Genomic DNA, 22,750 nt, shown 5'->3' on the forward strand with positions numbered 1-22,750 from the left:
TTCTTCGTAGAATATATAACAAATAATAAAAATATTAAACTCATCTCTTGCCTTTGGAATCATCGGAGTTATCTTTAAGAAGCTCACTCTCTGTAAACAGTTCCTTTAAAATGCGATAAGCTTTATTTTGCTCCGTTTCACTCTGCTGTGAAAGAATATGAATGTATTCCCATATCCAAGGCTGACTTTTGAGTTCTTCATAGGGATTGAAGTCAAAAAATGCAAAAACGTTTGTGTTGAGTGCTTCGGCTATTTTCTCCAAAGTTTTAATTTGTACATTGATCTCGCCACGCTCCAATTTGCCGATATAGGAACCTGTTGAATCAGATGCTTCTGCTAACAACACATGATTTTTTAGAATTGGTGGATTATTATACACATTAAATTCCATAATATATTGAAATGGTGTAGAATAAAGGATTGACCTCCATCCAATTTATTCATATAATTTCTAGTATATTGTAATTGATTGTCGAGGAGGGTGATTTTTTAAAATCATTTGAATACGCCGGGGGTGTTTTTATTGGAAAATACAACCACGATTCGTTCGGAAATTGAGAAAGAATTAAAACTTGGTGGCTACACTTTTAATAGTTTTGGACAAGCTACGGGACTTAACCGGGGCATTTTTAGTGCTATGCTTAACGGAAATCCACCTAAACCTATCTCCGTACGACAAATGGACTTGATTACTAAAGCGCTTAATTATCCAGAGGGCTGGCTATATGACCTATATGTTGATGAATGTTTTTATGATGGAAGACCACATTGGAAAAGAGTTAAGCCATTCCTTATACGCTGTGTAGAAATAGGAAATCTGAGGTGTGTAGAGAAAGTACTATCCCGATTAATGGAGGATCTTAACCATATTCCAACAATCTTTGCTTTGGCAGAGGAGCTTTATGAGGAAGGGAAACTACAAGAGGCAATTCCCTTTTATGAATGTGTAGTTGAAAATGAAAAGTACCAACACTCTGAGAGATTGGCAATCAGTCATTATAAACTGTTTGTTGCTTCTATAGGTCAAGATTTAGAAAGGAACTTAGAAGCGGTTTTAAGATTCATCCCCTATCGTAACAGACTCCCTGAAAATTATCATTTGGATGCTTTGTTGAAATTGGCTAATATCTACTTTAGTCTTCATCAATGGAAAGAGGTAGAGAGGTATGCTGACGAGCTACGTAACTTAGCAACAACTGTGTATAAAAATGAGATTCAAAAACGAAAAAATATAAATAAGTATAGACAATTAGAGACTGAAAGACCACTTGTAGTTTACTATGGGCAAGGTTATTTACTTAAAGGCAATGCTTTGGAACTACAAGGAATGTATGAAAAGGCAATGGAATATATTGATGGCTATGCTGATTTAGGCTGGTTTGAAGGACTGGACGAATTAGGTTTAGAAGAAGTTGAACTACTTAAATTATGGGCAGAAGCAAATAAACTTAACTTAAAGGTTTTAATGGGTGAAAAGGGAAGTTTACTTTCGTATGTTAATTTCCTTAAAAAAAATCCCCTTGAAGTATTGCCTGGCTTGCTTACTATTGTTGAGTCTGCTATTAAACATAAATTTAGCATTGATGCCGTACTTTCAGAATTTTCAGAGGATATTAGAGTTTTTAATGATAGTTTCTCTTTGGATAGTGGTTATTATCAGCTAGCACCGACTGTAGATAGATATGCTGATTTACATTATAAACTAGCAATTTACTATTTAGGCAATGAAAAAATCGATCAAGGTCTTGATTCTATTTTAGAAAGCCTAAAGTTTTATAAAAATATTAATAATAAAACAAAATTTGTGGAATGTGTTGCTTTGTTCGAAAAGTTCAGAAAAGACTCCACATCTCAGCATAGAAAGAATTATGAATTTATAATGGAGGAGATATTAGATGATGAAAAAATTAACGATGTTCTCCTTGTTGGCAATAAGTCTAATTAGCTTTGTTAGTTTTGAAGAATCGCTTAATGCTAATGCGGATCTATTCGGACATGGTAACGGGAACTATAGCACTTATGGGCATGGAAATGGACATTAAAGAAATAGAGATTGTATTTCTAAAGCCAATTCATTTGGATTGGCTTTTTTGATGCATCCTGTTAAAGGGATGAAATGGGTTTTATTATATTTTTAACCTGTAGGGAAGGTATCAGCTTGTAAACTAATGTAAATACCACACCGAACAGGAGGTTTATTGATGTGAAATGGCAACAATTGGAGGAGTGCATCGAAGAAAAGCGAAAAGAATTAAATGATTTGGCGAAAGAGGTGGGATTGAAGGATCGACGGGTGTTGACCAAGTCTATGGAGTTGGATCGGCTCCTTAATAAGTACAGCGACTGGAAATATAGCTATCGTAGACAACAGAGCGTACTTCAAAGTTCACAGATACAAGAAAAGCAACACGAGCTCGTCCTATCTTATTAACATCAAGCATCATGACAAGATAAAACCTAACTTCACCTTGGCTTCTAATACATAGTGAGATATAGCATAAACAAAATAATCTCTATTGCATCTTGTACGCCGCCCTTATCCACGTTGTTCGTACAGTTTATTGTTCTACGTCTACATCAGAGCGGAAGCCACGTAACATGATGATACATCTTAAAAAAACCTCCCCATTCACGTTATTGCGTGACTCGGGAGGTTTTTGGATTTTACTGCTGCAGCTGGCGCAGCACAGTGATTTCGACACGGCGGTTTTTTTGTCGTCCTGCTTCGGTGCTATTGTCACCAACCGGACGGGTATCTGCATAACCCGCATACTGGAAGCCTGATGGGGATAACTGCTCTCGGTCGATAAAAAACCGGAGTACAGACAGTGCCCGAGCGCCGGAAAGCTCCCAGTTGTCCTTGTAGGTCGACGAGTTAGAGGAACGCGTGAATGGAATGTTGTCCGTATGACCTTCAATGCTAATCGGTGTTTTCAAATCTCGAAATAGACTGGCTAATTTGGATAACGTGTTTGCAGAACCCTGCTTGAGTGCCGCTCTGCCTTGGTCGAATAGAAAGCGGTCATTCAGCGTAATGACAATGCCACGCGGTTGATCGGATACGAAAATCTGGTTTTGTAGCTTGTTGTCTGTAATATATTCCTGAATGACACCCATTAGGTTTTGCAGCTCTTTTTCCTGCTTGCGAAATGCTTGTTCACGCTCGGTGAGCTTGGTTGATCCCGCTTCTTTTTTATTAGAGGCCGGTTGCTTCGTCGCGGGTGGATTCTTGCTGGTATAACGATCGGCAGTTCCTGTAATGCCCGAGCCTTGTTCCAAAATAGAATCTCCCTTGTGGAACGTATCCTGGAGGGATTGAACAACGACGTCGTATTTCTTAGCATCCAGACTGCTCATGGCATACATCACGACGAAAAAAATAAGCAGCAGGGTGATCAGATCGGCATAGGTAATCATCCAACGATCTCGTTGGTCTCCGCCGCCACCTTGACGCCCACGGCGCTTAGCGCGCGCTCTCATGGAAGTCCTCCTTTGGAGTAGCGCTCTCTGTACGTGAGCGACGAGGTGGTTTGCGATCTATATGTTGCTCTGAGCGGATAAAAAACTCCAACTTCTTGCGTACAAGCTTAGGGTTCTCTCCGTTTTGGATAGCCAGGATACCTTGCAGCAGCAAATCCATCGTAATAATTTCACTTTCACTGGCTGCTCTTATTTTGGACGCGATGGGCAGAAAGATCAGATTGGCGCTAGCAACGCCGTATAATGTTGCGATAAAAGCTACAGCAATCGACGGTCCGAGCGCAGTAGGCTCGGTTAGGCTGCCAAGTACATGGATCAGACCCATGACCGTCCCGATAATCCCCATCGTAGGGGCATAGCCGCCTGCCGATTCAAATATTTTGGCGTACCCTTCATGTTTGTGCCCAATAGCATCTAACTCTAGTTCTAAAATTTGCTTGATCTGTTCCTGTTCAGTGCCGTCAATGACTAGTTGAAGACCTTCCCGCAAAAATGCATTCGGATGCTCTGATGATATACGTTCTAGCGCAAGCACACCGGATCGGCGGGAGGTGGCTGCCATGGAAACCAAATCTTCTATATATTGCTCCGTTGGATTGTCCTCACGACTAAAAGCCATCCGCAGAGCGGTGGGTATAGTCTTCAGCTTGGAGGCAGGGTAGCTGATCACAACGGCGGCGAAAGTTCCGCCGAATACGATCAGAGCTGATGTACCTTGAAGCAGCCCTGTGAATTCTCCGCCTTCCCACAAGAAGCCACCGATTAATGCTATGATTCCGGCGATGATGCCCAATACGATGGTGATATCCAAAATTCAATTCACTCCTATTCAAGACTTATCGTTTGCATCCGCGGTAAGAAAGAGGTATAATACGGGAACAAACATTCTTATTCAACCATATTTCCCAAGTATCATTGCTCGGGAAATATCGACATAGAATTACAGGTAAAGACGTTAAAGCTCGATTGGTGTAAAAACATGATGTTTCCATTTTAGACGATAAGGGTGATGCAGGGCAATGAGTGATATCGTTGTTAGCGATAAGACTTTTGAAATTCAGTCGGAATTCCAACCTCAAGGCGATCAACCCCAGGCCATTTTTGAATTGGTAGAAGGAATTGCAGAAGGAAAGAAGCATCAAACTCTGTTGGGTGCTACGGGAACAGGTAAGACGTATACCATCGCTCAGACCATTGCCAAGCTGAATCGGCCTACACTGGTTATTGCGCATAACAAGACCTTGGCTGCTCAACTGGCAAGTGAGTTTAAAGAATTTTTTCCAAACAACTCAGTTGATTATTTTGTCAGCTACTATGATTACTACCAACCGGAAGCGTACATCCCTTCTTCCGATACGTATATTGAGAAGGATTCCAGCATCAATGAGGAGATTGATAAACTTCGCCACTCAGCCACAAGCTCTCTGTTTGAGCGCCGTGACGTTATTATTGTAGCTAGTGTCTCTTGCATTTATGGTTTGGGTTCCCCGAAAGAATATTCAAGCTTGCTGCTCTCGCTTAGAGTCGGCATGGAGAAACCCCGCAATCAGATTTTGTCCCGCCTGGTCGATATTCAATATCAGCGGAACGATATCAACTTCGTGCGGGGTACTTTCCGTGTACGGGGGGATGTTGTTGAGATATTCCCGGCTTCCCATGGAGAAAATGCAATACGGGTAGAATTGTTCGGAGATGAAATTGAACGAATTACTGAGATTAATGTGCTTACAGGTGAATTGATCGGTGAACGTGAACATATCGCTATTTTCCCAGCATCTCACTTTGTTACTCATGAGGATACGATGAGGGTAGCATTGGTTAACATTGAACGTGAGCTAGAAGAGCGGTTAGCAGAGCTGAAGGAACAAGGGAAGCTGTTAGAGGCGCAACGTTTGGAGCAACGTACCCGCTATGATATCGAGATGATGAGAGAGGTTGGCTTTTGTTCCGGTGTCGAAAACTACTCGGGTCCACTGACATTCCGCGAGCGCGGAGCGACACCATATACACTTTTGGATTATTTTCCAGATGATATGCTGATCGTCATCGACGAATCTCATGTTACATTGCCGCAGATTCGTGCGATGTATAACGGGGACCAAGCGCGTAAAAATGTGCTGGTTGAACATGGTTTCCGTTTGCCATCTGCCTTGGATAACCGTCCGCTGAAGTTCGAAGAGTTCGAGGACAAAGTGAATCAGATTATCTATGTATCGGCTACTCCAGGCCCGTATGAGATGGAAAAATGCGATACGATGGTGCAGCAGATTATCCGTCCTACAGGTCTCCTTGATCCTATTATTGAGGTGCGTCCGAGCAAAGGGCAGATTGACGATCTCATTAATGAAATACGGCAGCGCATAGAACGTGAAGAACGGGTACTGGTCACCACACTCACGAAGAAAATGGCTGAAGATTTGACTGACTACTTAAAAGAAGTGGGCATCAAAGTTCGATATATGCACTCTGAGATTAAGACTTTGGAGCGGATGGCCATTTTGCGGGATCTTCGTCTGGGAACCTTCGATGTGCTGATCGGGATCAACCTGTTGCGGGAAGGTCTCGATTTGCCGGAAGTATCGCTGGTTGCGATTTTGGATGCGGACAAAGAAGGCTTCCTGCGTTCTGAGCGCTCTCTGATTCAGACGATCGGGCGGGCAGCACGGAATAGTGACGGACGTGTTATTATGTATGGCGATAAGATTACCGATTCTATGGATAAAGCGATCAAGGAGACGGAACGTCGCCGTGCGATTCAAATTCAATACAATGAAGAACATGGAATTACCCCGCAAACCATCCGTAAAAAGATTCGTGATGTCATTGAAGCAACCAAGACGGCAGAGTCCAAGAATGATTACCTTCCTAATGAGACGGGTAAACTTTCCAAGAAGGAGCGTCAATCCCTCATTCAGCGCCTAGAAGCAGAAATGAAGGACGCGGCCAAGAATCTACAATTCGAACGGGCCGCCGAGTTGCGTGATGCTTTGCTGGAGTTGCGGGCTGATTAAACATTGGGAATAAGCTAGAAGCACAACATATTGATAATAAAATGTTTGATTGCTTTTAAGAATTAGTGAGGACGGCCGATGTGGTCGTTCTCTTTGCGATATATCACTTCCATCGGATAATCCAATGCGATATAGGATGACGTGAATTACGGCTAAGGAGATGAAACATTTGGCGAATGAAAGCATCATCATCAAAGGCGCACGCGCGCATAATCTCAAAAATATTGACGTGACGATTCCACGGGACAAGTTCGTCGTCCTGACGGGGCTTAGCGGCTCAGGTAAATCATCACTGGCTTTCGATACGATCTATGCAGAAGGACAGCGGCGGTATGTGGAATCATTATCTGCGTATGCCCGTCAATTCCTCGGGCAAATGGAGAAACCGGACGTCGATTCGATTGACGGCCTGTCTCCTGCCATTTCCATTGACCAAAAAACGACAAGTCGGAATCCTCGTTCTACGGTCGGAACAGTTACAGAAATTTATGATTACTTGCGGTTGTTATTTGCCCGAGTAGGTCATCCTCATTGTCCTGAACATGGCATTGAAATCACTTCACAGACCGTCGAACAGATGGTAGACCGCATTTTGCAGTATCCTGAAAAGACGCGGCTGCAAATCCTGGCTCCATTGGTATCCGGTCGCAAAGGTGAGCATAAAACACTGTTCACTGATATAGCCAAGCAGGGCTTTGTACGGGTACGTGTGAATGGCGAACTGCGTGAATTGTCCGAGAAGATTGAACTAGAGAAGAACAAGAAGCACTCGATTGAAGTGGTCGTAGACCGGATCGTAGTCAAGGAAGATGTACGTGCGCGTCTGTCCGACTCTATTGAGACGGCACTGAATCTTTCAGGCGGACAGTTGCTTGTAGATATTATAGGGCAAGAGGAGTTGCGATTTAGCTCCAACTTTGCGTGCCCGATTTGCGGTTTTAGCATAGATGAGCTATCTCCACGGATGTTTTCTTTTAATAGTCCGTTCGGCGCTTGTCCAGATTGTGATGGGTTAGGAGTTAAAATGGTCGTTGACCCTGATCTGCTCATACCTGATACAGAAAAAAGTGTAGAAGATGGGGCGTTCCAGGCATGGAGTGGAGGAACTTCCACTTATTATCCTCAATTTTTACAGTCCGTATGCGAACACTACGGTATTCCGCAGGACATTCCTGTAAGCCAATTGACGTCAGAACAAATGAATCTTATTTTGCACGGAACAGGTGACCAGAAGATCCGTTTCCGCTATGAAAATGATTTTGGTCAACGTAAGGAAGCCTATGTGACCTTTGAAGGCATTATCCCGAATTTGGAGCGTCGTTACCGTGATACCGCTTCTGAGGGAATACGTGAATTTATTGAAGGCTTTATGAGTGCAAAGCCATGTAACACCTGTAAGGGGCACCGACTGAAAAAAGAAAGCCTGTCGGTAACCATTCAAGAGCGCAATATCGCTTATGTGACAGCTTTGTCTGTCGGGGAGGCTTCTCACTTTTTCCATACACTGGAGCTGAGTGAGAAAGAGCAGTCGATCGCCAACCTTATTTTAAAGGAAATTAACAGCCGACTGGGATTCCTTGTGAACGTTGGTCTGGAATACCTGACTTTAAGCCGTGCAGCAGGTACATTGTCCGGCGGGGAGGCACAACGTATCCGATTGGCGACACAGATCGGGTCCAGTCTGATGGGCGTGCTTTATATTTTGGACGAGCCAAGTATTGGGCTGCATCAGCGAGATAATGATCGTCTGATTAGTGCTTTGGAACATATGCGGAATCTGGGCAATACGCTGATCGTGGTGGAGCATGACGAAGATACGATGATGGCGGCGGACTATATCATTGACATTGGGCCAGGAGCCGGAATCCATGGCGGGATGATCATGTCGCAGGGGACTCCACAGGAAGTTATGGAAGATCCGAATTCCCTGACCGGGCAATATTTGAGCGGTCGCAAGTTTATTCCGGTCAATACCGAGCGGCGCAAGCCTGCGGATAAGTGGCTGGAGATTCGCGGAGCCAAGGAGAACAATCTCAAAAATGTGAATGTCAAAATTCCATTGGGTGTTTTCACGGCTGTTACTGGCGTATCCGGGTCTGGAAAATCGACGCTGGTCAACGAAATTTTGTACAAAACGTTGGCGCGTGATCTGAACCGTGCGAGAGTACGCCCAGGTCAACATAAAGAAATTCGCGGGCTAGAGCATATCGAAAAGGTTGTTGAGATCGATCAATCGCCAATCGGCCGTACCCCGCGTTCCAATCCTGCAACTTATACAGGTGTGTTCGATGATATCCGTGACTTATTCTCGCAGACGAACGAGGCTAAGGTTCGAGGCTACAAGAAAGGCCGGTTTAGCTTTAACGTTAAGGGAGGCCGATGTGAATCTTGCAGAGGCGACGGGATCATCAAGATTGAGATGCACTTTTTGCCTGATGTGTACGTACCATGCGAAGTGTGCAAAGGCAAACGCTATAATCGGGAGACCCTTGAGGTTAAGTATAAAGGGAAGAGTATTGCTGATGTGCTGGAGATGACGGTAGAGGATGCGACAGCATTTTTTGAAAATATCCCCAAGATTCATCGCAAGATTCAGACGCTGATGGATGTAGGTTTGGGGTATATCAAGCTGGGTCAACCAGCGACTACCTTGTCTGGTGGTGAAGCACAGCGTGTGAAGCTGGCTTCCGAATTGTATCGTCGCAGCACAGGCAAAACCATTTATATTTTGGATGAGCCGACAACCGGTCTGCATGTTCACGATATTGACCGATTATTAACCGTGTTGCATCGTTTGGTCGATTCAGGCGAAACCGTACTGGTTATTGAGCATAATCTAGATGTAATTAAAACAGCCGATTTCCTGATTGATCTGGGGCCCGAAGGTGGAAGCGGCGGTGGAACGATCTTGGCTACCGGGACACCAGAACAACTTGTAAAAGTAGAGGAATCCTATACAGGCCGATACTTAAAGCCGATCCTTGAACGGGATACACAGCGCAGTCAAGCGCTTCAGACCGTCGATCTATAGATACAGTTTTAACGTACGTTGTGAAAGCCCTGCACAGACAGGAAGGCAGAATACAAATTAGCGTATTTGTGCCTTCCCGTTGGCAGGGTTTATTTTTTTTGTAAAAAAAGAAAACTTTTATTAAATTCCTGCGTTAAAGCATGTGACACATAGTTTACCAAGCGCTGGAATAATAAATCTATAGGTATATTCTTCGATAGAAAGTCTCTGAGTAATCTCTACATTTTAGAGTTTTGGATGTTTAGGCTCGGGCTTGAAGAGGTTAATATATAACTTATGATTATCTAGCATCATACGAAGTTCCGTGCCCACGTGACAACCATTACTAGTTGAAGCGACCGTTTATAGTTAAATTGCATCTAAGGTTTATATCACATCTCTGAGGAAGTCATGAAGGGAGCTGGAACGTTTGAAGGTTAAGCAAAGTAGAGTTCTACGTACACGTGTATACTCATGGGCAGCAGGAGTCACTTTAGCGGCATGGTTGTTGGGTTATAGTGCTGTACCGGCCTATGCATCCGAGGTGTCCGAGGCGTATGCGCCCAAACAAGCCGAGATCGAAACTAGTGCAGCGATTGGCAGTATTAAGGATTCCGAGAGCGCTCACAATTACATTCAGCCCGCAGCAAAGGGCGGGTTCTTAATGCTGAACGTCGAAGACGATACAGAAGCAAGTGTAGTACACGTCACGTATGGCAAGCTGGATAGTTCTCTGGAGACAGTATGGAAACACCAGCAAGACCTGAGCGTACAGCCGGGAACAAGCAGCAAGGGAGTCCAGCGGGAGACGTCGGATGGTGGCTTGCTGTTTCTGCTTGATTATACCCAACCGAACGGAATGCGAGATGTGCAGGCTTCACGATTGGATGCGGATGGAAACCCCCAGTGGTCCAAAACGTTATCCACTGACGGTTTGATATCCTATGGGGAGAATTCTCAGGTAGGATTGGAGCCACTGGAGGATGGTAGTTTTCTAGTGTCCTCGCTGAACCCTGCGGAGCAGTCCTTCACTGTACTCAAATACACTGAAACTGGCGATATACAATGGAATCGAACGACAAACGGAGTGACCTCGGGTTGGCTGGTCGGCAATCACAATGGATATTATGCGCTATTGAACAGCTCAGATGGTCCCGTGGGGGTACAAGCCGATGTGTATGGTCGCAATATCCGTGATGTCCATCTGGACTTAGGATCAGGTAAAGAAATTGCCGCGGTACATGAGTTGTCTAGCGGCCATATTGCTGTAACAGGGCTTAAAGGAAACAGCAAACGCACCCAGGTGTTAAGTAATGGTCTGCAATTGTTTAGTAACACAGAGGACTATGCGGCTGACCGGGTATATCTGCCCGAGGAGCAGTTGTACGTCCAGTTCAGTGATCAATATGACCCACTGGGTAAAACCACGAAGATGCATGGCATCACTATCACAGGCTTAAAAGGAAACGGTACGAAGGTATGGGAAACGAAGACTCATTATAAGGAAGATAACTCCTTCGGCATCCGATATGATACGGGATTGATATATAAGATACCTTCAGGCTACGCGGTGGTGACATCTACAACAGGCGCTCATAAGCCAATAGTACTCGATTTTGCGAAAATATTGATACCGGAGTAATCCGGTGTCTTTTTTTATGCAATCAAAGAAGTAGGAAGTAGGTATGGCGCTGGTTTATGGCATAAGAAACAGCCTGCTTGTATATAAAATACAAGCAGGCTGTTAATGGACTTAATGTCTAGGATGCAACGTGGCTGGACTGTAAAATGGCGGACAGCTTTTCCTGGAAAGACGGAATGCCTACACGCTGTACATACGCATAAAAGCTTTCGCCAGCAATCCTATTTTCTTTGTAGAACAGAATAAGCTCTGCCAATACAGGACCAACCTGGTCCCCACGTACGCGGCCTTTGAGTGTCTTGTTGAACTGGGCACCAGCTCCAAGCGCCCCGCCAACAGAGATGTCGAACGCGTCAACCATGCCTTCAGGTGTCTTAAGGAGCGAGCCTTGCAGTCCAATATCCGCAATATGCTTTTGACCGCAGGAATTCGGGCAGCCGATAAAATGGATGCGCACCTTTTCATCCAATTGTACGTGCTGATCCAAATACTCGGCAACGTCAACCGCGCGTTTTTTCGTTTCCACAATCGCCAGATTGCAAAACTCATTGCCTGTGCACGATACGGTACGGCTCATAAAATGCTTGGGCTGGGGTGTCAGGCGTTGTAGGACTGGAGCCTCCAGTAGCTCATCCACTCGGTCATCCGGCACACCGCTCAGCAAAATATTTTGCGACATCGTGGTACGAATCTGTCCATCGCCGTAGCGATCAGCCAGGTCGGCCAGTTCGTGCAACTCGTCAGCACTGAGGCGACCGACAGGTACGTTCAGACCGACATAGTTCAGACCTTCTTGGGCTTGGGGATGTATACCGTCAAAATAGGCGGCTTGCCACCCAATGGTTTTATCTTCACCTCGTCCTGGCATTTCGCCAGTGTACTCGGTAAGCTTGGCTAGAAATTTGTCCGGGCCCCAATCGGCAATGAGGAATTTCAGACGGGCATGGTGCCGTTTTTCCCGATAGCCGTAATCACGGAAGATGGTTGTGACAGCAATAGCAACCTTCAGCACTTCCTCAGGACGGACAAACAAGTCCAGCGGATGTGCCAAATGCGGCTTGGCAGATAATCCACCGCCAACCATCACATGGAAACCAACCACTTCTTTTCCGTCAAGGATCTTGGTTGCCGGTGTGAAGGACAGGTCGTTAATTTCAGCCTGTGCATTGTTGTAGGTATTACTGGAGATGGACATTTTGTATTTGCGCGGAAGATTGGAAAAGTCACGATTTAATAAGAAAAAGCGGTTTACTTCATCTACAATCTCCTGAGTATCCACCAGTTCATTAGGATCAATGCCAGCCAGCGGATTGCCGACAATGGTACGCGGGCAGTCCCCACAGGCTTCAAAGGAATACAAACCGACCTTTTCCAATCGTTCGAAAATATCCGGCAAGCTTTCAACGGTCAGCCAGTGAAATTGAATCGCCTGACGGGTGGTGACATCTACGAGACCACGCCCATACAACGCGGAGATGTCCGCTAAGGCACGTGCCTGGGCTGAAGTCATGATCCCTGTGTTGATGCGGACGCGCATCATGAAATGGCCATCCTTGGGTTTTTGCTGGTAAACCCCAGCCCATTTGAATCGGTCCATATCGTCCGCAGAGATCGAGTCATAGCCTTTGTGCGCATAGCTTTCGATGATAGTACGTATAACGTCGAGACCGTCTTTTTCCAGCTTGACTAACTCAAACTTGTTAAGCTTATCGGGATGAGCATTCCAGATTGGTTCATAGGCCATCCTTTTTTAACCTCCTTCAGGTGCTTATTTATACTTGAGATTTGGATGTAGGACTCGCGATTTTATTTCCGACAATATAACTGAGATATAATGTGATGGTATCATAGTTGGTTACGCCCGTAAACGAAGGAATGACCCAAAAGGTATAACGATTTTTTATTGTTTTTGCTTATTTTTTTGATATAAGGATTTGGAAAATTTATAATATAAATAGTATGAGAGGATAGGGATGCAGCAAACGGTCCTTTTTTAGAAAAAGATAGGGCTTAAAGCGATTGTATGCGTGCCCCCTCTATGGTAGATTTGGACTAACTGATAGAACAGGGTCATGTTGGAGAGGAAATGGTGAGTATATGCGTAAGATGGGGAAAAGGGCGGCTGTACTAGCTTTGGGCAGCGCTCTATGTATTTCTGGAACAGCGGGTGCAGCCAGCAGTGGAACTGCATTAAAGGCCAAGGTCATTAATGGCGGGGTCTATGTTAACGTAAGTGATATGAATAAAGCATTAGGAACCAGCGGCGCGTATAACAGCGCAAATGGTACATATACGTTATCGGCCGATCGTGTGCCACAGGTCGTTAAAAATGTTTCTCCTTCTGTAGTCGGTATCATTGGCCGTTCAGCGACAGGAGAGACCGTAGCAGGGGGAGACCGATACAACCTGGCTCACGGCACCGGTGTCATCATTCGGGCAGATGGATGGATTGTTACGAATGCGCATGTTATCGAAGGATTAGGTGATGCCGTAGTTGTAACCTCGGACGGAAAATCTTACGGAATCATCGACAGCTACAGCGATCCGATCAGTGATTTGGCGTTGATTAAAATTAAGGCAAGCGGCCTTAAGCCTGCTACCTTTGCAGCTTCTACGAACAGTTTACAGGTAGGCGAGCAGGTAGTGGCTATCGGTACGCCGATCTCTTTCTCACTTCGTAACTCGGCAACCTCAGGTGTTGTTAGCGGGCTGAATCGTGGTGTCAACGCTGCTTATCGTCTGATCCAAAGTGATACCGCGATCAACCCTGGTAACAGCGGTGGTCCGCTGGTCAACCTCAGGGGCGAGGTCATCGGGATTAATACAATGAAATTCTCAGCGGTCGGAATTGAAAATATGGGTTTTTCGATTCCGGCAGATACAGTGAAATATGTCATCAATCAATTTTTCAAATATGGCGAGGTTCGGCGTGCTAGTCTTGGCTTAGGGCTCGAAGAGAGCTGGTCAGCTATCGTCGGATTGCCTACCGAGGATCCTTTGAAAGTCACGAAAATCACTTCAGCCAATGCCGTACAGGCCAAAATCAAGGAAGGCGATGAGCTGTATAGTATTAACGGCAAGCGTGTAGCCTCTGCCATTGATGTCAATGAGCTGCTTAAAAACTATCAACCAGGGCAAACGATAAGTGTACTTATGCAATCGGACGGTGATATTGTAAAGCGCAAGCTGGTACTGACACAGGATAATGGTGAAATTTATGATTCCATTCAGTCTGGAGAAGATCTTGAGGATTCGAATGAATCAGGAGCTACTGTAGATGACGGCATAGCGCCTTCGAAAGAAGCATCAGATTCAGCTACGGGAAAATGAACGATAACGGCTCATGAATCTATAAAATAAAGCTAAAGGGAGATTTACTGTGAAGCATATGCAAAGAAAAATGATGCGTAAGCTGGGGGTCGGCGCTGTCGCATTGTCCCTTCTGCTTGCCGCTTTACCAGCAGTTGCAGCAGATCAAGATAAAAACATATTGGAATTGCGGCTGCAAAGTGGCAGCAATACAGCCATCGTGAACGGTCAAAATGCGAATATTACGAAGCCCTATTCCAAAAGTGGTGCACTGATGGTTCCGGCTGGTGTGTTTAAAAAGGCATTTAACAGCAAAATTCGCCTAGCTGAAGATAATGTGGTCAAGATCACCAGCGGCACTCACGTCGTATCGCTGACAATTGGTAGTCGTACAGCCTGGGTGAGGGGCCACAAGGTAACACTTCCGGCTCCGCCAGAAATGTCATCAGGGATCCTCATGGTGCCTTTGCGTCAAGTAGCAGAAGGGCTTGGCGGTAAGATGGAGAAGAATGGCGCAGGAATCATCATTCGGATGCAAGCCCAAGAAGAGGCGGGTACGGTAGCTGAAGAAACACCGAATATCGATAATGATGAGGGCAAGACGCAGATCGGAAACAGTTACTACGAATGGTCCATGAACTATCCAACAGGACTTGTCATCGGTCAGGGAGGTGGAGACGAGAGCATTTCCACCTTTATGGATGAAAATAGCGCATACTATATGGAAGTGCATACAGCGTCACAGCCGGTTCCACTGAATGCGGACGATCTATTGCAGCAATTAGTACAGGCAGCCAAGGAAACGGGAGAAACTGTGGTGGACCGAAAATCCTTCCCGAAAGCGAAAGTGCCTTATGCGCGTGTTATTACGAAGGATGGGGACGGCGTACTATGGGAAAATCGTCAGTACTATGACAATGGACGACTGTATGTAATATATTTTTCCGATGCTAAAGCAACGAACTATAAAGATCTGGCCCAGTATGCCGGACTGCTGAACTCCTTTAAAACCTCTTTTAACGCACAGGATAAGAGTATTAAAGACTTGTCCACTGTTGTAGGGGGCACACGCGAGGCTGGAAATCCAGACTATGGTGTGTCACTCAAAATACCTGCAGGCTGGAAAATGGACGACCAGCGAATGCAATATGAAAGCAATGACGGATCAAGCTTCCAGATGAAAGTCACCTCAGCTCCTGCGGATGGAAAATTGGAGAACTGGGGTCAGCAGCTGCAAAAATGGCTGAGCGATTCATTTGTGTCCACTGCTTATGAGGCACAAAAGACGTATCCGCTGGAGGTTGCAGGCGTTCAGGGATTAGTGCAGGAGTACCGCTATAATTTTGGGGATGAATGGGTCAAGCAGTACAATGTGCTGATTCAGCAAAATGGATACCGCTACCTGGCTGAATATGCAGTGCCTGAAAAAGTAAGCAAGGGAAATGACCAGTTCAACGCGATCATCTCCTCGCTTCAAATTGATTTTCAAACGGTAGCAAATAACTTTGGACAATTGGAAGAGGATGACTACCTGGCGGACAAAACGAAAACGATTAAAAAGACGTCTAAAGCATATGAATATACAGTGAATATCCCACGCTATTGGACCGCGGTTAGCGATCAATTTGAATTGGGAGATATAGAGTATCAATTTACCGGAGGACGTTTTTCCATCAAAATCGACAACGACCAATCCTTTGAATTAACGGTGTCTCAGCTTAAGGACTTCTATGATAAGCAAGCCAAGAACTATAAAAACCTCAAAGTAGAGGAAGTGAAGGACGTAACGTTTGCTGGAGTTCCAGCAGTGTCCTTTACATTCCACCGTGTAGAGGAAGGTATCGGTTATACAGGTCGCCAAATCGTTTTGGAGCATAACGGCAAAACCTACACCGTGACAACAACATTAAACGATGCGAACAACACAGCGGCACAGTCTAATGCACTAGATTCGACGCTGAATTCGTTTCATTTTGTGAAGTAGAGGGTGTGGGTAAAAGATTAGTGAGTTATGTGGGAAGACGCTACGCGTGCCATTTGATCCTACGATCGCTGTTGACCCGGGATTCTTGGATTATATAAGGATTTAATAGTAAGAATCCCGGGTCAAAGGCGAACGCTGGCGCTTCTTCGGATTCAAATGACCCGCTTCGCTGGCGCCCGCCAAATATCCCCAATCTTTTAAAGAGTGAAGTAAGCAGGGGAGAGCGAAGATGTCGGACTAAATGTATAGGAGGAATCCGAACATAATTACGCTAAAGGCAGTCGACAAAAGTAATTGGGAAGAATGTGCTGAACTTCAACCGAACCCTGAGCAACAAAGATTCATGGTATCTAACCTTTACTCAATTGCCGAATGTCAGTTTTTAGATGGATTTTTATCTAAAGCAATTTATAATGATGACGTATTGATTGGCTTTACGATGTTTGGTTTAGACCCGGATGACGGAAACTACTGGGTTTACCGATTTATGATTGACGAAAGATTTCAAGGTCGAGGTCATGGTTACCATGCAATGTTGCTGGTTATCGACGAAATCAGGAAAGCCAGTGATAGGACTGATGTTATCATGATTGGATATAAACCAGACAATGAACTAGCTAGAAAGCTATACAGAAAATCTGGTTTCAGGGAGGAAGGAATATCACCCTGGGGAGAAATGCTTGCGAAGTATAGGTTTGCCTAGTTAATGATATGATGACGCACCTCCAAAGCACCGCTAACCCGGATTGGAGGTGTTTTTGTGCTTTTAGTATTATATTTTTAAAGGAATCGCTTGGAAAGTGTAGAAGCTTGGGGCGCAGTCTGGTACACTAGATTAGTTACAAGATAAGAATAATTTCTGCCGCAGATGTTTGTGATGCGGATTTTTTGAGTTGGATGCGATTCATGCGGAGGACCGATGGTTCAGCATGTGAATGATCGGACAAGATGATAGAGACAGATAGGACTTAATGATATGATTCTTAGTAAGTTTCCATTCCCCTGACTGAACATAACCAGCTTTGGAATGAGTGGATGGAACGTTCTTGAGATTACCAAGTAAGCAGCATAGCTGCCCTGAAAACAACGAGATTCAATGAGGGGTCATTCGTTTTCAGCATATAGGGAGGGCAATAATGAAATCAGCAGTACGAAGAGAAGATGTCGAGCTTCTGGCACCCGCAGGTGACTGGGACTGTATGCGTGCGGCGGTAGCGAACGGAGCCGATGCGATCTTTTTTGGGGTGGAAAAGTTCAACGCACGAGCACGGGCGAATAATTTTCGCATGGATGAACTGCCCGAAATTATGGCTTTTTTGCATAGCTACGGGGTTAAGGGCTTTTTGACATTCAATATACTGGTATTTGAAAACGAGCTGGAGGACGCTAAAGAGCTGGTTGATGCCTGTATTGATGCCGGAGTCGATGCCCTAATTGTTCAGGATATGGGTTTGGTGAAAATGATCCGCGACATTTCACCGGATTTCCCGATCCATGGTTCTACCCAAATGACGATCACCTCGCCGGAGGCTGTAGAATTCACAAAGCCGTACAACATGGAACGGGTTGTGCTGGGTCGTGAAAATAATCTAAAACAGATTCAAAAAATTGGCGATCAAGCGAGACTTCCGATGGAAGTATTCGTGCATGGAGCGTTATGCGTATCTTATTCAGGCCAATGCCTGACTTCAGAAATGTGGGGCGGACGCTCTGCAAACCGTGGTGAGTGTGCACAGGCATGCCGTTTGCCTTACGATTTGATGGTGGATGGAGAGCAAAAGCCGATGGCCGATGTGACATACCTACTATCCCCCAAGGATTTGGCGGCCATTGATTTGATGCCAGAACTGATTGATGCCGGGGTGGTTTCCTTTAAAATTGAAGGGCGACTGAAAACGCCTGAGTATGTAGCGAATGTGGTTAGCAAATATCGCAAGGCCATTGACAAGTATTTTGATGGCGATACGTCCAAGACGAGCAAAGAAGATATCCGCGAGCTGCAGCAGAGCTTTTCACGCGGCTTTACGCACGGTTTTCTGGAAGGAACGAATAACAAAAAGCTGGTGGACGGTACGTTCCCGAAAAGCCGGGGCGTGTACCTGGGCCGAGTGGAACAAATCCTTCGTGATGGGGTAGTATGCCGCATCGATGCCCCGCTCAAGCGTGGCGATGGTATTGTATTTGATGCAGGAGATCCTACGCAAAAAGAAGAAGGCGGACGTGTATACGATATCCGCCGCAAGGGTGTGAAGATTGAAGGCGAAGCCGGAGAAGGCTGGATCGTTGACATCGTAGCAGGACGCAATGATGTGGATCTGCGCCGTGTGCACGTAGGCGATCGTATTTGGAAGACCAACGACCCGGCGCTGGACAAGCGTCTGCGCCAGTCGTACGAAACCGAAAAGCCGTACCGAGTTTTCCCGGTACATGTGCGGGTCAGCGGCTCCCCAGGACAGCCGCTTTCAACGTGGTGGACCGATGTGCAGAAGGGCACAACGGTCCGCGTGGACTCCGAGCTGGAGCTTGAAATCGCCCAGAAGCGTCCGATGACGCACGAACTGCTCGAAGAGCAATTCGGCCGACTGGGTGGAACAGTGTTCCAGCTGGAAGAGCTGGACGTCCATCTGCATGGAGACGTCATCGTGCCCATGCGCGAGCTGAACAGCATCCGCCGTCAGGCGGTGGAACTGCTCGCGGGCGAACGCCCCAAACCACCCGTATACACGAAACGGGCGGTAGAGGTGTATGGCGATGCCTCGGCTCCGGCATCGTCTGTGGCACGCGGTCAGGCAGAGCTGACCGCGCTGTGCCGCAGCCTCCCTCAGGTGGAGGCTGCGCTTGAGGCCGGCGTGGAGTTCATCTACGCCGACTTCGAGTTCATCAAGCAATTCCCGGCAGCTGTAGAGGCTGTGCACGGCGCTGGGCGCCGAATTGCGTTGGTGACTCCGCGTATTCACATGCCGGGCGAAAACGGATATCACAACAATATCCTGCGCCTGAAACCGGATGCTGTGCTGGTACGCAATCCGGGAGCCTTGTATTTTTACATGCGTCATCGCTTGGAGAACCCGGATGCACATCATCCGCAATTGATTGGCGACTTCTCGCTAAATATCGCCAACCATAAAGCGGCTGATCTATTCCTGGATTCCGGCTGTGACCTGGTAACACCGTCGTATGACCTGAACATCCAACAGATGGTCGATATGCTGGGACGTACACGTACCGACAAGCTGGAGATCGTCATCCAGCAGCATTTGCCGATGTTCCATACCGAACACTGCGTATATTGTACCTTTATGAGTGAAGGCACAGACTACACCAACTGTGGTCGTCCGTGTGAGGATCATCGCGCATCCCTACGTGATCGTATTGGGATGTCTCACCCGGTTCGCGTGGACGAAGGATGCCGTAATACAGTGTATAACGCGATTGAGCAATCAGGCGCGGAATACCTGTCTAACTTCCTAGAATTAGGCGTATCCCGTTACCGCGTGGAATTTTTGGAGGAGACACCAGAGCAAGTTCATGAGGTTATTGATCTCTATAACCGTGCCTTGCGCGGTGAAATCAGCGGAACACAAGTATGGAAGACACTGAAAGCGACGAATCAGCTAGGGGTTACACGTGGGCAACTGGTGAAGTAAAAAGTGCTATAGAAAAACAAAAAATAGGGGATGTGCTTTGACAGCACATACCCTTTTTTTATCTGTTAGTTTATTTAAACTATGAATGAAACCTCAGATTGTTATACTTTTTGGGCTCTTGTTTTTTTAGAAAAAACAATGAACTTTTGTCCAACATAATTAATTAAAGTATAGAAGACATTCCCGATTAGAATGGATACATTGCCTAGAATTTCATTGTTTTTAATACTCAAACTTGAGATCAGGAAGTGACTGAGTAGATAGCTGAGACAATACGACAGTATATAGCATATCAATATAATAGAGATGAACTTCCAAATGGTCTGTCCATGGCTCGCATTATTTTTGAAAGTAAATCTTTTATTTAAGAAATAGCTTACAGTGGCGCCTACAGAATTACCAATAAAGGTCGATAACCAGTAGTTAGTCTCTAAAATATTAAAGAGCAAGAACATGACGGACATGCCGCATATTGTATTTAGAACACCTACAACAAGAAAACGGAAAAAACTATTCTGAAATAAAGTCAAATTAGTCACCTGTTCGCATCTGTTATTGGACCGCCACAGCTTCCCTTTCCCTATTATTCACTTTCTTTGTGTTTTCAGTATTTAAGGTGCTCTGGGAATCTAAAATAGTCTCAATAATATATTTAGGTCTTTGTTTTACTTCTTTATATATTTTACCGATATACTCGCCAATGAGTCCGAGTGCGACGAGTTGTAGACCGCCTATGAACCAGATGGACAACATTAAAGAAGACCAGCCCCAAACAGTGGTGCCAAGGAACTTGCTAATAAGGGTATAGGCAGCTATTAATAAGCTTATGCCAAACATTCCAAAACCCACAGCCGAAATAAGCCTTATCGGGGTTACGCTAAACGAGGTGATTCCATCGAAAGCAAAAGCGAGCATTTTCTTTAAAGGATATTTGGATTCACCTGCAAAGCGTTCGTGTCGATCGTAATACACTTCAGTAGACTTATAACCTATTAACGGAACTAGACCACGTAAAAAGAGATTTACCTCTTTAAAGTTGCTTAATTCCTGGAGAACTCTTTTGCTCATTAAACGGTAATCCGCATGATTGTATACGATATTGACGCCCATTTTACTCATCACACGATAGAAGCCTTGGGCTGTTGAACGCTTGAAAAATGTATCGGTAGTTCTACTTTTTCGCACCCCATACACGATGTCATAACCTTCTTTGAATTTTATTATGAATTCTCGGATGGCATTGAGATCATCCTGAAGGTCAGCGTCAACGGATATCACACAATCTGAGGTTTCTTTAGCTTCCATTAACCCAGATAATAGAGCGTTTTGATGGCCCGCATTTTTCGCCAATTTGAGACCACTGACAAAAGGATTTTTTAGATTATATGATGCTATGATGTCCCATGTGTGATCACGGCTACCATCATCAACAAACAACATTTTACTATGTTTAGAAATGAGCTCGCTCTCAGCCAACTCTTCCAGAATGACCGTAAGTCTGCTTATGGTTTCAGGTAGTACTTCTTCTTCGTTATAGCAGGGAATAACTAATGTTAAAACAGGGTTACTGATTATTGAATCCAAAGAACTCTCTCCTCAAATTTTGGCTTATCTGGTACTCAAATTTCTATCTTTTTTAGTCTATAATATGGTTTACTTAAATTATATAACAATGCGATGACTAAGTGCTATAATAAACTATTAGCAATTTCCAAACGTTACTCAAACTATTGAATAATTTAGTAAGATTTGTCGAAAAGGAGTTTTACCTATGAAAATCCGTAAAGCAATTATTCCTGCTGCGGGATTAGGAACCCGGTTCCTTCCTGCGACGAAAGCGATGCCTAAAGAGATGCTTCCCATTGTAGACAAACCAACAATTCAATATATCATTGAAGAAGCTGTTGCATCTGGTATTGAAGATATTATTATCGTTACTGGTAAAGGCAAAAGAGCGATAGAGGATCATTTTGACTATTCCTTCGAGCTAGAGCATAATTTGACCTCAAAGGAAAAATGGAACCTGCTCAATGAAGTGCGCAAACCATCAGAGATGGCAGATATCCACTATATTCGTCAAAAGGAACCTAAAGGGTTGGGACATGCCATCTGGTGTGCTCGTAAGTTTATCGGTGACGAACCCTTTGCCGTCCTTTTGGGTGATGACATCGTTGAGTCTGAAAATCCATGCCTCAAACAGATGATTGACGTGTTCGATGAGTATCAGCGTTCTGTTGTAGGTGTAAAACAAGTCGATTGGAACGAGGTACATCGTTACGGGATTGTTGAAGGCCATGCACTTACTTCCAGAATCTCTGAGGCGGAACGATTGGTAGAAAAGCCAAAGAAGGAAGAGGCCAAATCCAATTTGGCGATCATGGGACGTTATATCTTGACGCCGGATATTTTCGATATCCTAGGTCAGCAATCCGCAGGAGTAGGCGGGGAGATTCAGTTAACGGATGCATTGTCCAAACTGGGAGAAAAGAACCCTATTCTGGCTTACGAATTTGATGGAAATCGCCATGACGTTGGCGAGAAGCTGGGATTCATTGAAACGACCATTCATTATGCTCTACAGCATAACGAAATCAAGGATGAAGTACTGGCTTATATGAGACAGGTTATTGAAAAGATTGACCAACAAAAATAAATATCTCATCAAAC

16 protein-coding genes are annotated in these 22,750 nt (G+C 45.1%); 10 read left to right on the plus strand and 6 right to left on the minus strand.

The window, feature by feature from the left end:
- Positions 1-40: 40 nt before the first annotated feature.
- Positions 41-391, minus strand: a complete 351-nt coding sequence (locus C0638_RS10525) for a helix-turn-helix domain-containing protein (RefSeq protein ID WP_102163473.1) — start codon at positions 389-391, stop codon at positions 41-43.
- Positions 392-523: 132 nt separating this feature from the next.
- Here C0638_RS10525 and C0638_RS10530 point away from each other — a divergent pair, with 132 nt between their 5' ends.
- The gene (locus C0638_RS10530) at positions 524-1,945 is read left to right on the plus strand and encodes a tetratricopeptide repeat protein (protein ID WP_102163475.1); all 1,422 of its coding nucleotides are present in this window, start codon (positions 524-526) and stop codon (positions 1,943-1,945) included.
- 258 nt (positions 1,946-2,203) lie between these two features.
- Entirely contained in the window at positions 2,204-2,431 is a 228-nt protein-coding gene (locus C0638_RS10535) for an aspartyl-phosphate phosphatase Spo0E family protein (RefSeq protein ID WP_013373325.1), read from the plus strand.
- A gap of 233 nt (positions 2,432-2,664) precedes the next feature.
- Here C0638_RS10535 and C0638_RS10540 read toward each other — a convergent pair whose 3' ends face one another.
- Positions 2,665-3,480, minus strand: a complete 816-nt coding sequence (locus tag C0638_RS10540; protein WP_013373324.1) for a flagellar motor protein MotB — start codon at positions 3,478-3,480, stop codon at positions 2,665-2,667.
- On the minus strand, positions 3,464-4,291 hold the full coding sequence (locus tag C0638_RS10545) for a flagellar motor protein (RefSeq protein WP_058712197.1): 828 nt from the start codon (positions 4,289-4,291) through the stop codon (positions 3,464-3,466). The genes C0638_RS10540 and C0638_RS10545 overlap by 17 nt, the downstream gene beginning before the upstream one ends.
- Before the next feature lie 208 nt (positions 4,292-4,499).
- Between C0638_RS10545 and uvrB the strand changes: the two genes are divergently transcribed.
- From uvrB to C0638_RS10560, 3 genes are all read left to right on the plus strand, one after another.
- Entirely contained in the window at positions 4,500-6,491 is a 1,992-nt protein-coding gene (uvrB, locus tag C0638_RS10550) for an excinuclease ABC subunit UvrB (RefSeq protein WP_013373322.1), read from the plus strand.
- A 169-nt stretch (positions 6,492-6,660) separates the two neighbouring features.
- The gene (gene uvrA / locus C0638_RS10555) at positions 6,661-9,522 is read left to right on the plus strand and encodes an excinuclease ABC subunit UvrA (RefSeq protein ID WP_058712198.1); all 2,862 of its coding nucleotides are present in this window, start codon (positions 6,661-6,663) and stop codon (positions 9,520-9,522) included.
- A gap of 409 nt (positions 9,523-9,931) precedes the next feature.
- A complete protein-coding gene (locus C0638_RS10560; RefSeq protein WP_058712199.1) occupies positions 9,932-11,143 on the plus strand; it encodes a hypothetical protein in 1,212 nt (403 codons plus the stop codon).
- Positions 11,144-11,261: 118 nt separating this feature from the next.
- Here the strand turns inward: C0638_RS10560 and C0638_RS10565 are convergent, their stop codons facing one another.
- Entirely contained in the window at positions 11,262-12,887 is a 1,626-nt protein-coding gene (locus C0638_RS10565; RefSeq protein WP_058712200.1) for a nitrite/sulfite reductase, read from the minus strand.
- A gap of 353 nt (positions 12,888-13,240) precedes the next feature.
- On the opposite strand from C0638_RS10565, the gene C0638_RS10570 reads away from it, so the two are divergent.
- From C0638_RS10570 to C0638_RS10585, 4 genes are all read left to right on the plus strand, one after another.
- Positions 13,241-14,473 (plus strand): S1C family serine protease, encoded by a 1,233-nt coding sequence (locus C0638_RS10570; RefSeq protein ID WP_058712201.1) that lies wholly within the window; start codon positions 13,241-13,243, stop codon positions 14,471-14,473.
- Positions 14,474-14,522: 49 nt separating this feature from the next.
- A complete protein-coding gene (locus tag C0638_RS10575; protein ID WP_058712202.1) occupies positions 14,523-16,436 on the plus strand; it encodes a stalk domain-containing protein in 1,914 nt (637 codons plus the stop codon).
- Between the two features lie 241 nt (positions 16,437-16,677).
- A complete protein-coding gene (locus C0638_RS10580; protein ID WP_058712203.1) occupies positions 16,678-17,139 on the plus strand; it encodes a GNAT family N-acetyltransferase in 462 nt (153 codons plus the stop codon).
- A 433-nt stretch (positions 17,140-17,572) separates the two neighbouring features.
- Positions 17,573-20,083, plus strand: coding sequence for a U32 family peptidase (locus C0638_RS10585; protein ID WP_058712204.1), 2,511 nt, complete (start codon positions 17,573-17,575; stop codon positions 20,081-20,083).
- Positions 20,084-20,184: 101 nt separating this feature from the next.
- Here C0638_RS10585 and C0638_RS10590 read toward each other — a convergent pair whose 3' ends face one another.
- Together C0638_RS10590 and C0638_RS10595 are read right to left on the minus strand one after the other, a co-directional pair.
- Positions 20,185-20,622: a GtrA family protein gene (locus tag C0638_RS10590; protein ID WP_225683697.1), complete on the minus strand. Its 438-nt coding sequence runs from the start codon at positions 20,620-20,622 to the stop codon at positions 20,185-20,187.
- A 13-nt stretch (positions 20,623-20,635) separates the two neighbouring features.
- Complete coding sequence (locus C0638_RS10595; protein WP_058712205.1) at positions 20,636-21,667, minus strand: glycosyltransferase family 2 protein; 1,032 nt, start codon at positions 21,665-21,667, stop codon at positions 20,636-20,638.
- Positions 21,668-21,854: 187 nt separating this feature from the next.
- Here C0638_RS10595 and galU point away from each other — a divergent pair, with 187 nt between their 5' ends.
- The gene (galU, locus tag C0638_RS10600; RefSeq protein WP_058712206.1) at positions 21,855-22,736 is read left to right on the plus strand and encodes a UTP--glucose-1-phosphate uridylyltransferase GalU; all 882 of its coding nucleotides are present in this window, start codon (positions 21,855-21,857) and stop codon (positions 22,734-22,736) included.
- Positions 22,737-22,750 lie beyond the last annotated feature (14 nt).

Source organism: Paenibacillus sp. lzh-N1, from assembly GCF_002872435.1.
Classification (GTDB): domain Bacteria; phylum Bacillota; class Bacilli; order Paenibacillales; family Paenibacillaceae; genus Paenibacillus; species Paenibacillus polymyxa_C.

What these genes read in the sequence shown, in the direction of transcription:
- C0638_RS10525 (WP_102163473.1), bottom strand. Translation starts at nt 391, where the DNA reads ATGGAATTTAATGTGTATAATAATCCACCAATTCTAAAAAATCATGTG.
- C0638_RS10540 (WP_013373324.1), bottom strand. Translation starts at nt 3,480, where the DNA reads ATGAGAGCGCGCGCTAAGCGCCGTGGGCGTCAAGGTGGCGGCGGAGAC.
- uvrB (WP_013373322.1), top strand. Translation starts at nt 4,500, where the DNA reads ATGAGTGATATCGTTGTTAGCGATAAGACTTTTGAAATTCAGTCGGAA.
- C0638_RS10565 (WP_058712200.1), bottom strand. Translation starts at nt 12,887, where the DNA reads ATGGCCTATGAACCAATCTGGAATGCTCATCCCGATAAGCTTAACAAG.
- C0638_RS10570 (WP_058712201.1), top strand. Translation starts at nt 13,241, where the DNA reads ATGCGTAAGATGGGGAAAAGGGCGGCTGTACTAGCTTTGGGCAGCGCT.
- C0638_RS10580 (WP_058712203.1), top strand. Translation starts at nt 16,678, where the DNA reads ATGTATAGGAGGAATCCGAACATAATTACGCTAAAGGCAGTCGACAAA.
- C0638_RS10585 (WP_058712204.1), top strand. Translation starts at nt 17,573, where the DNA reads ATGAAATCAGCAGTACGAAGAGAAGATGTCGAGCTTCTGGCACCCGCA.
- galU (WP_058712206.1), top strand. Translation starts at nt 21,855, where the DNA reads ATGAAAATCCGTAAAGCAATTATTCCTGCTGCGGGATTAGGAACCCGG.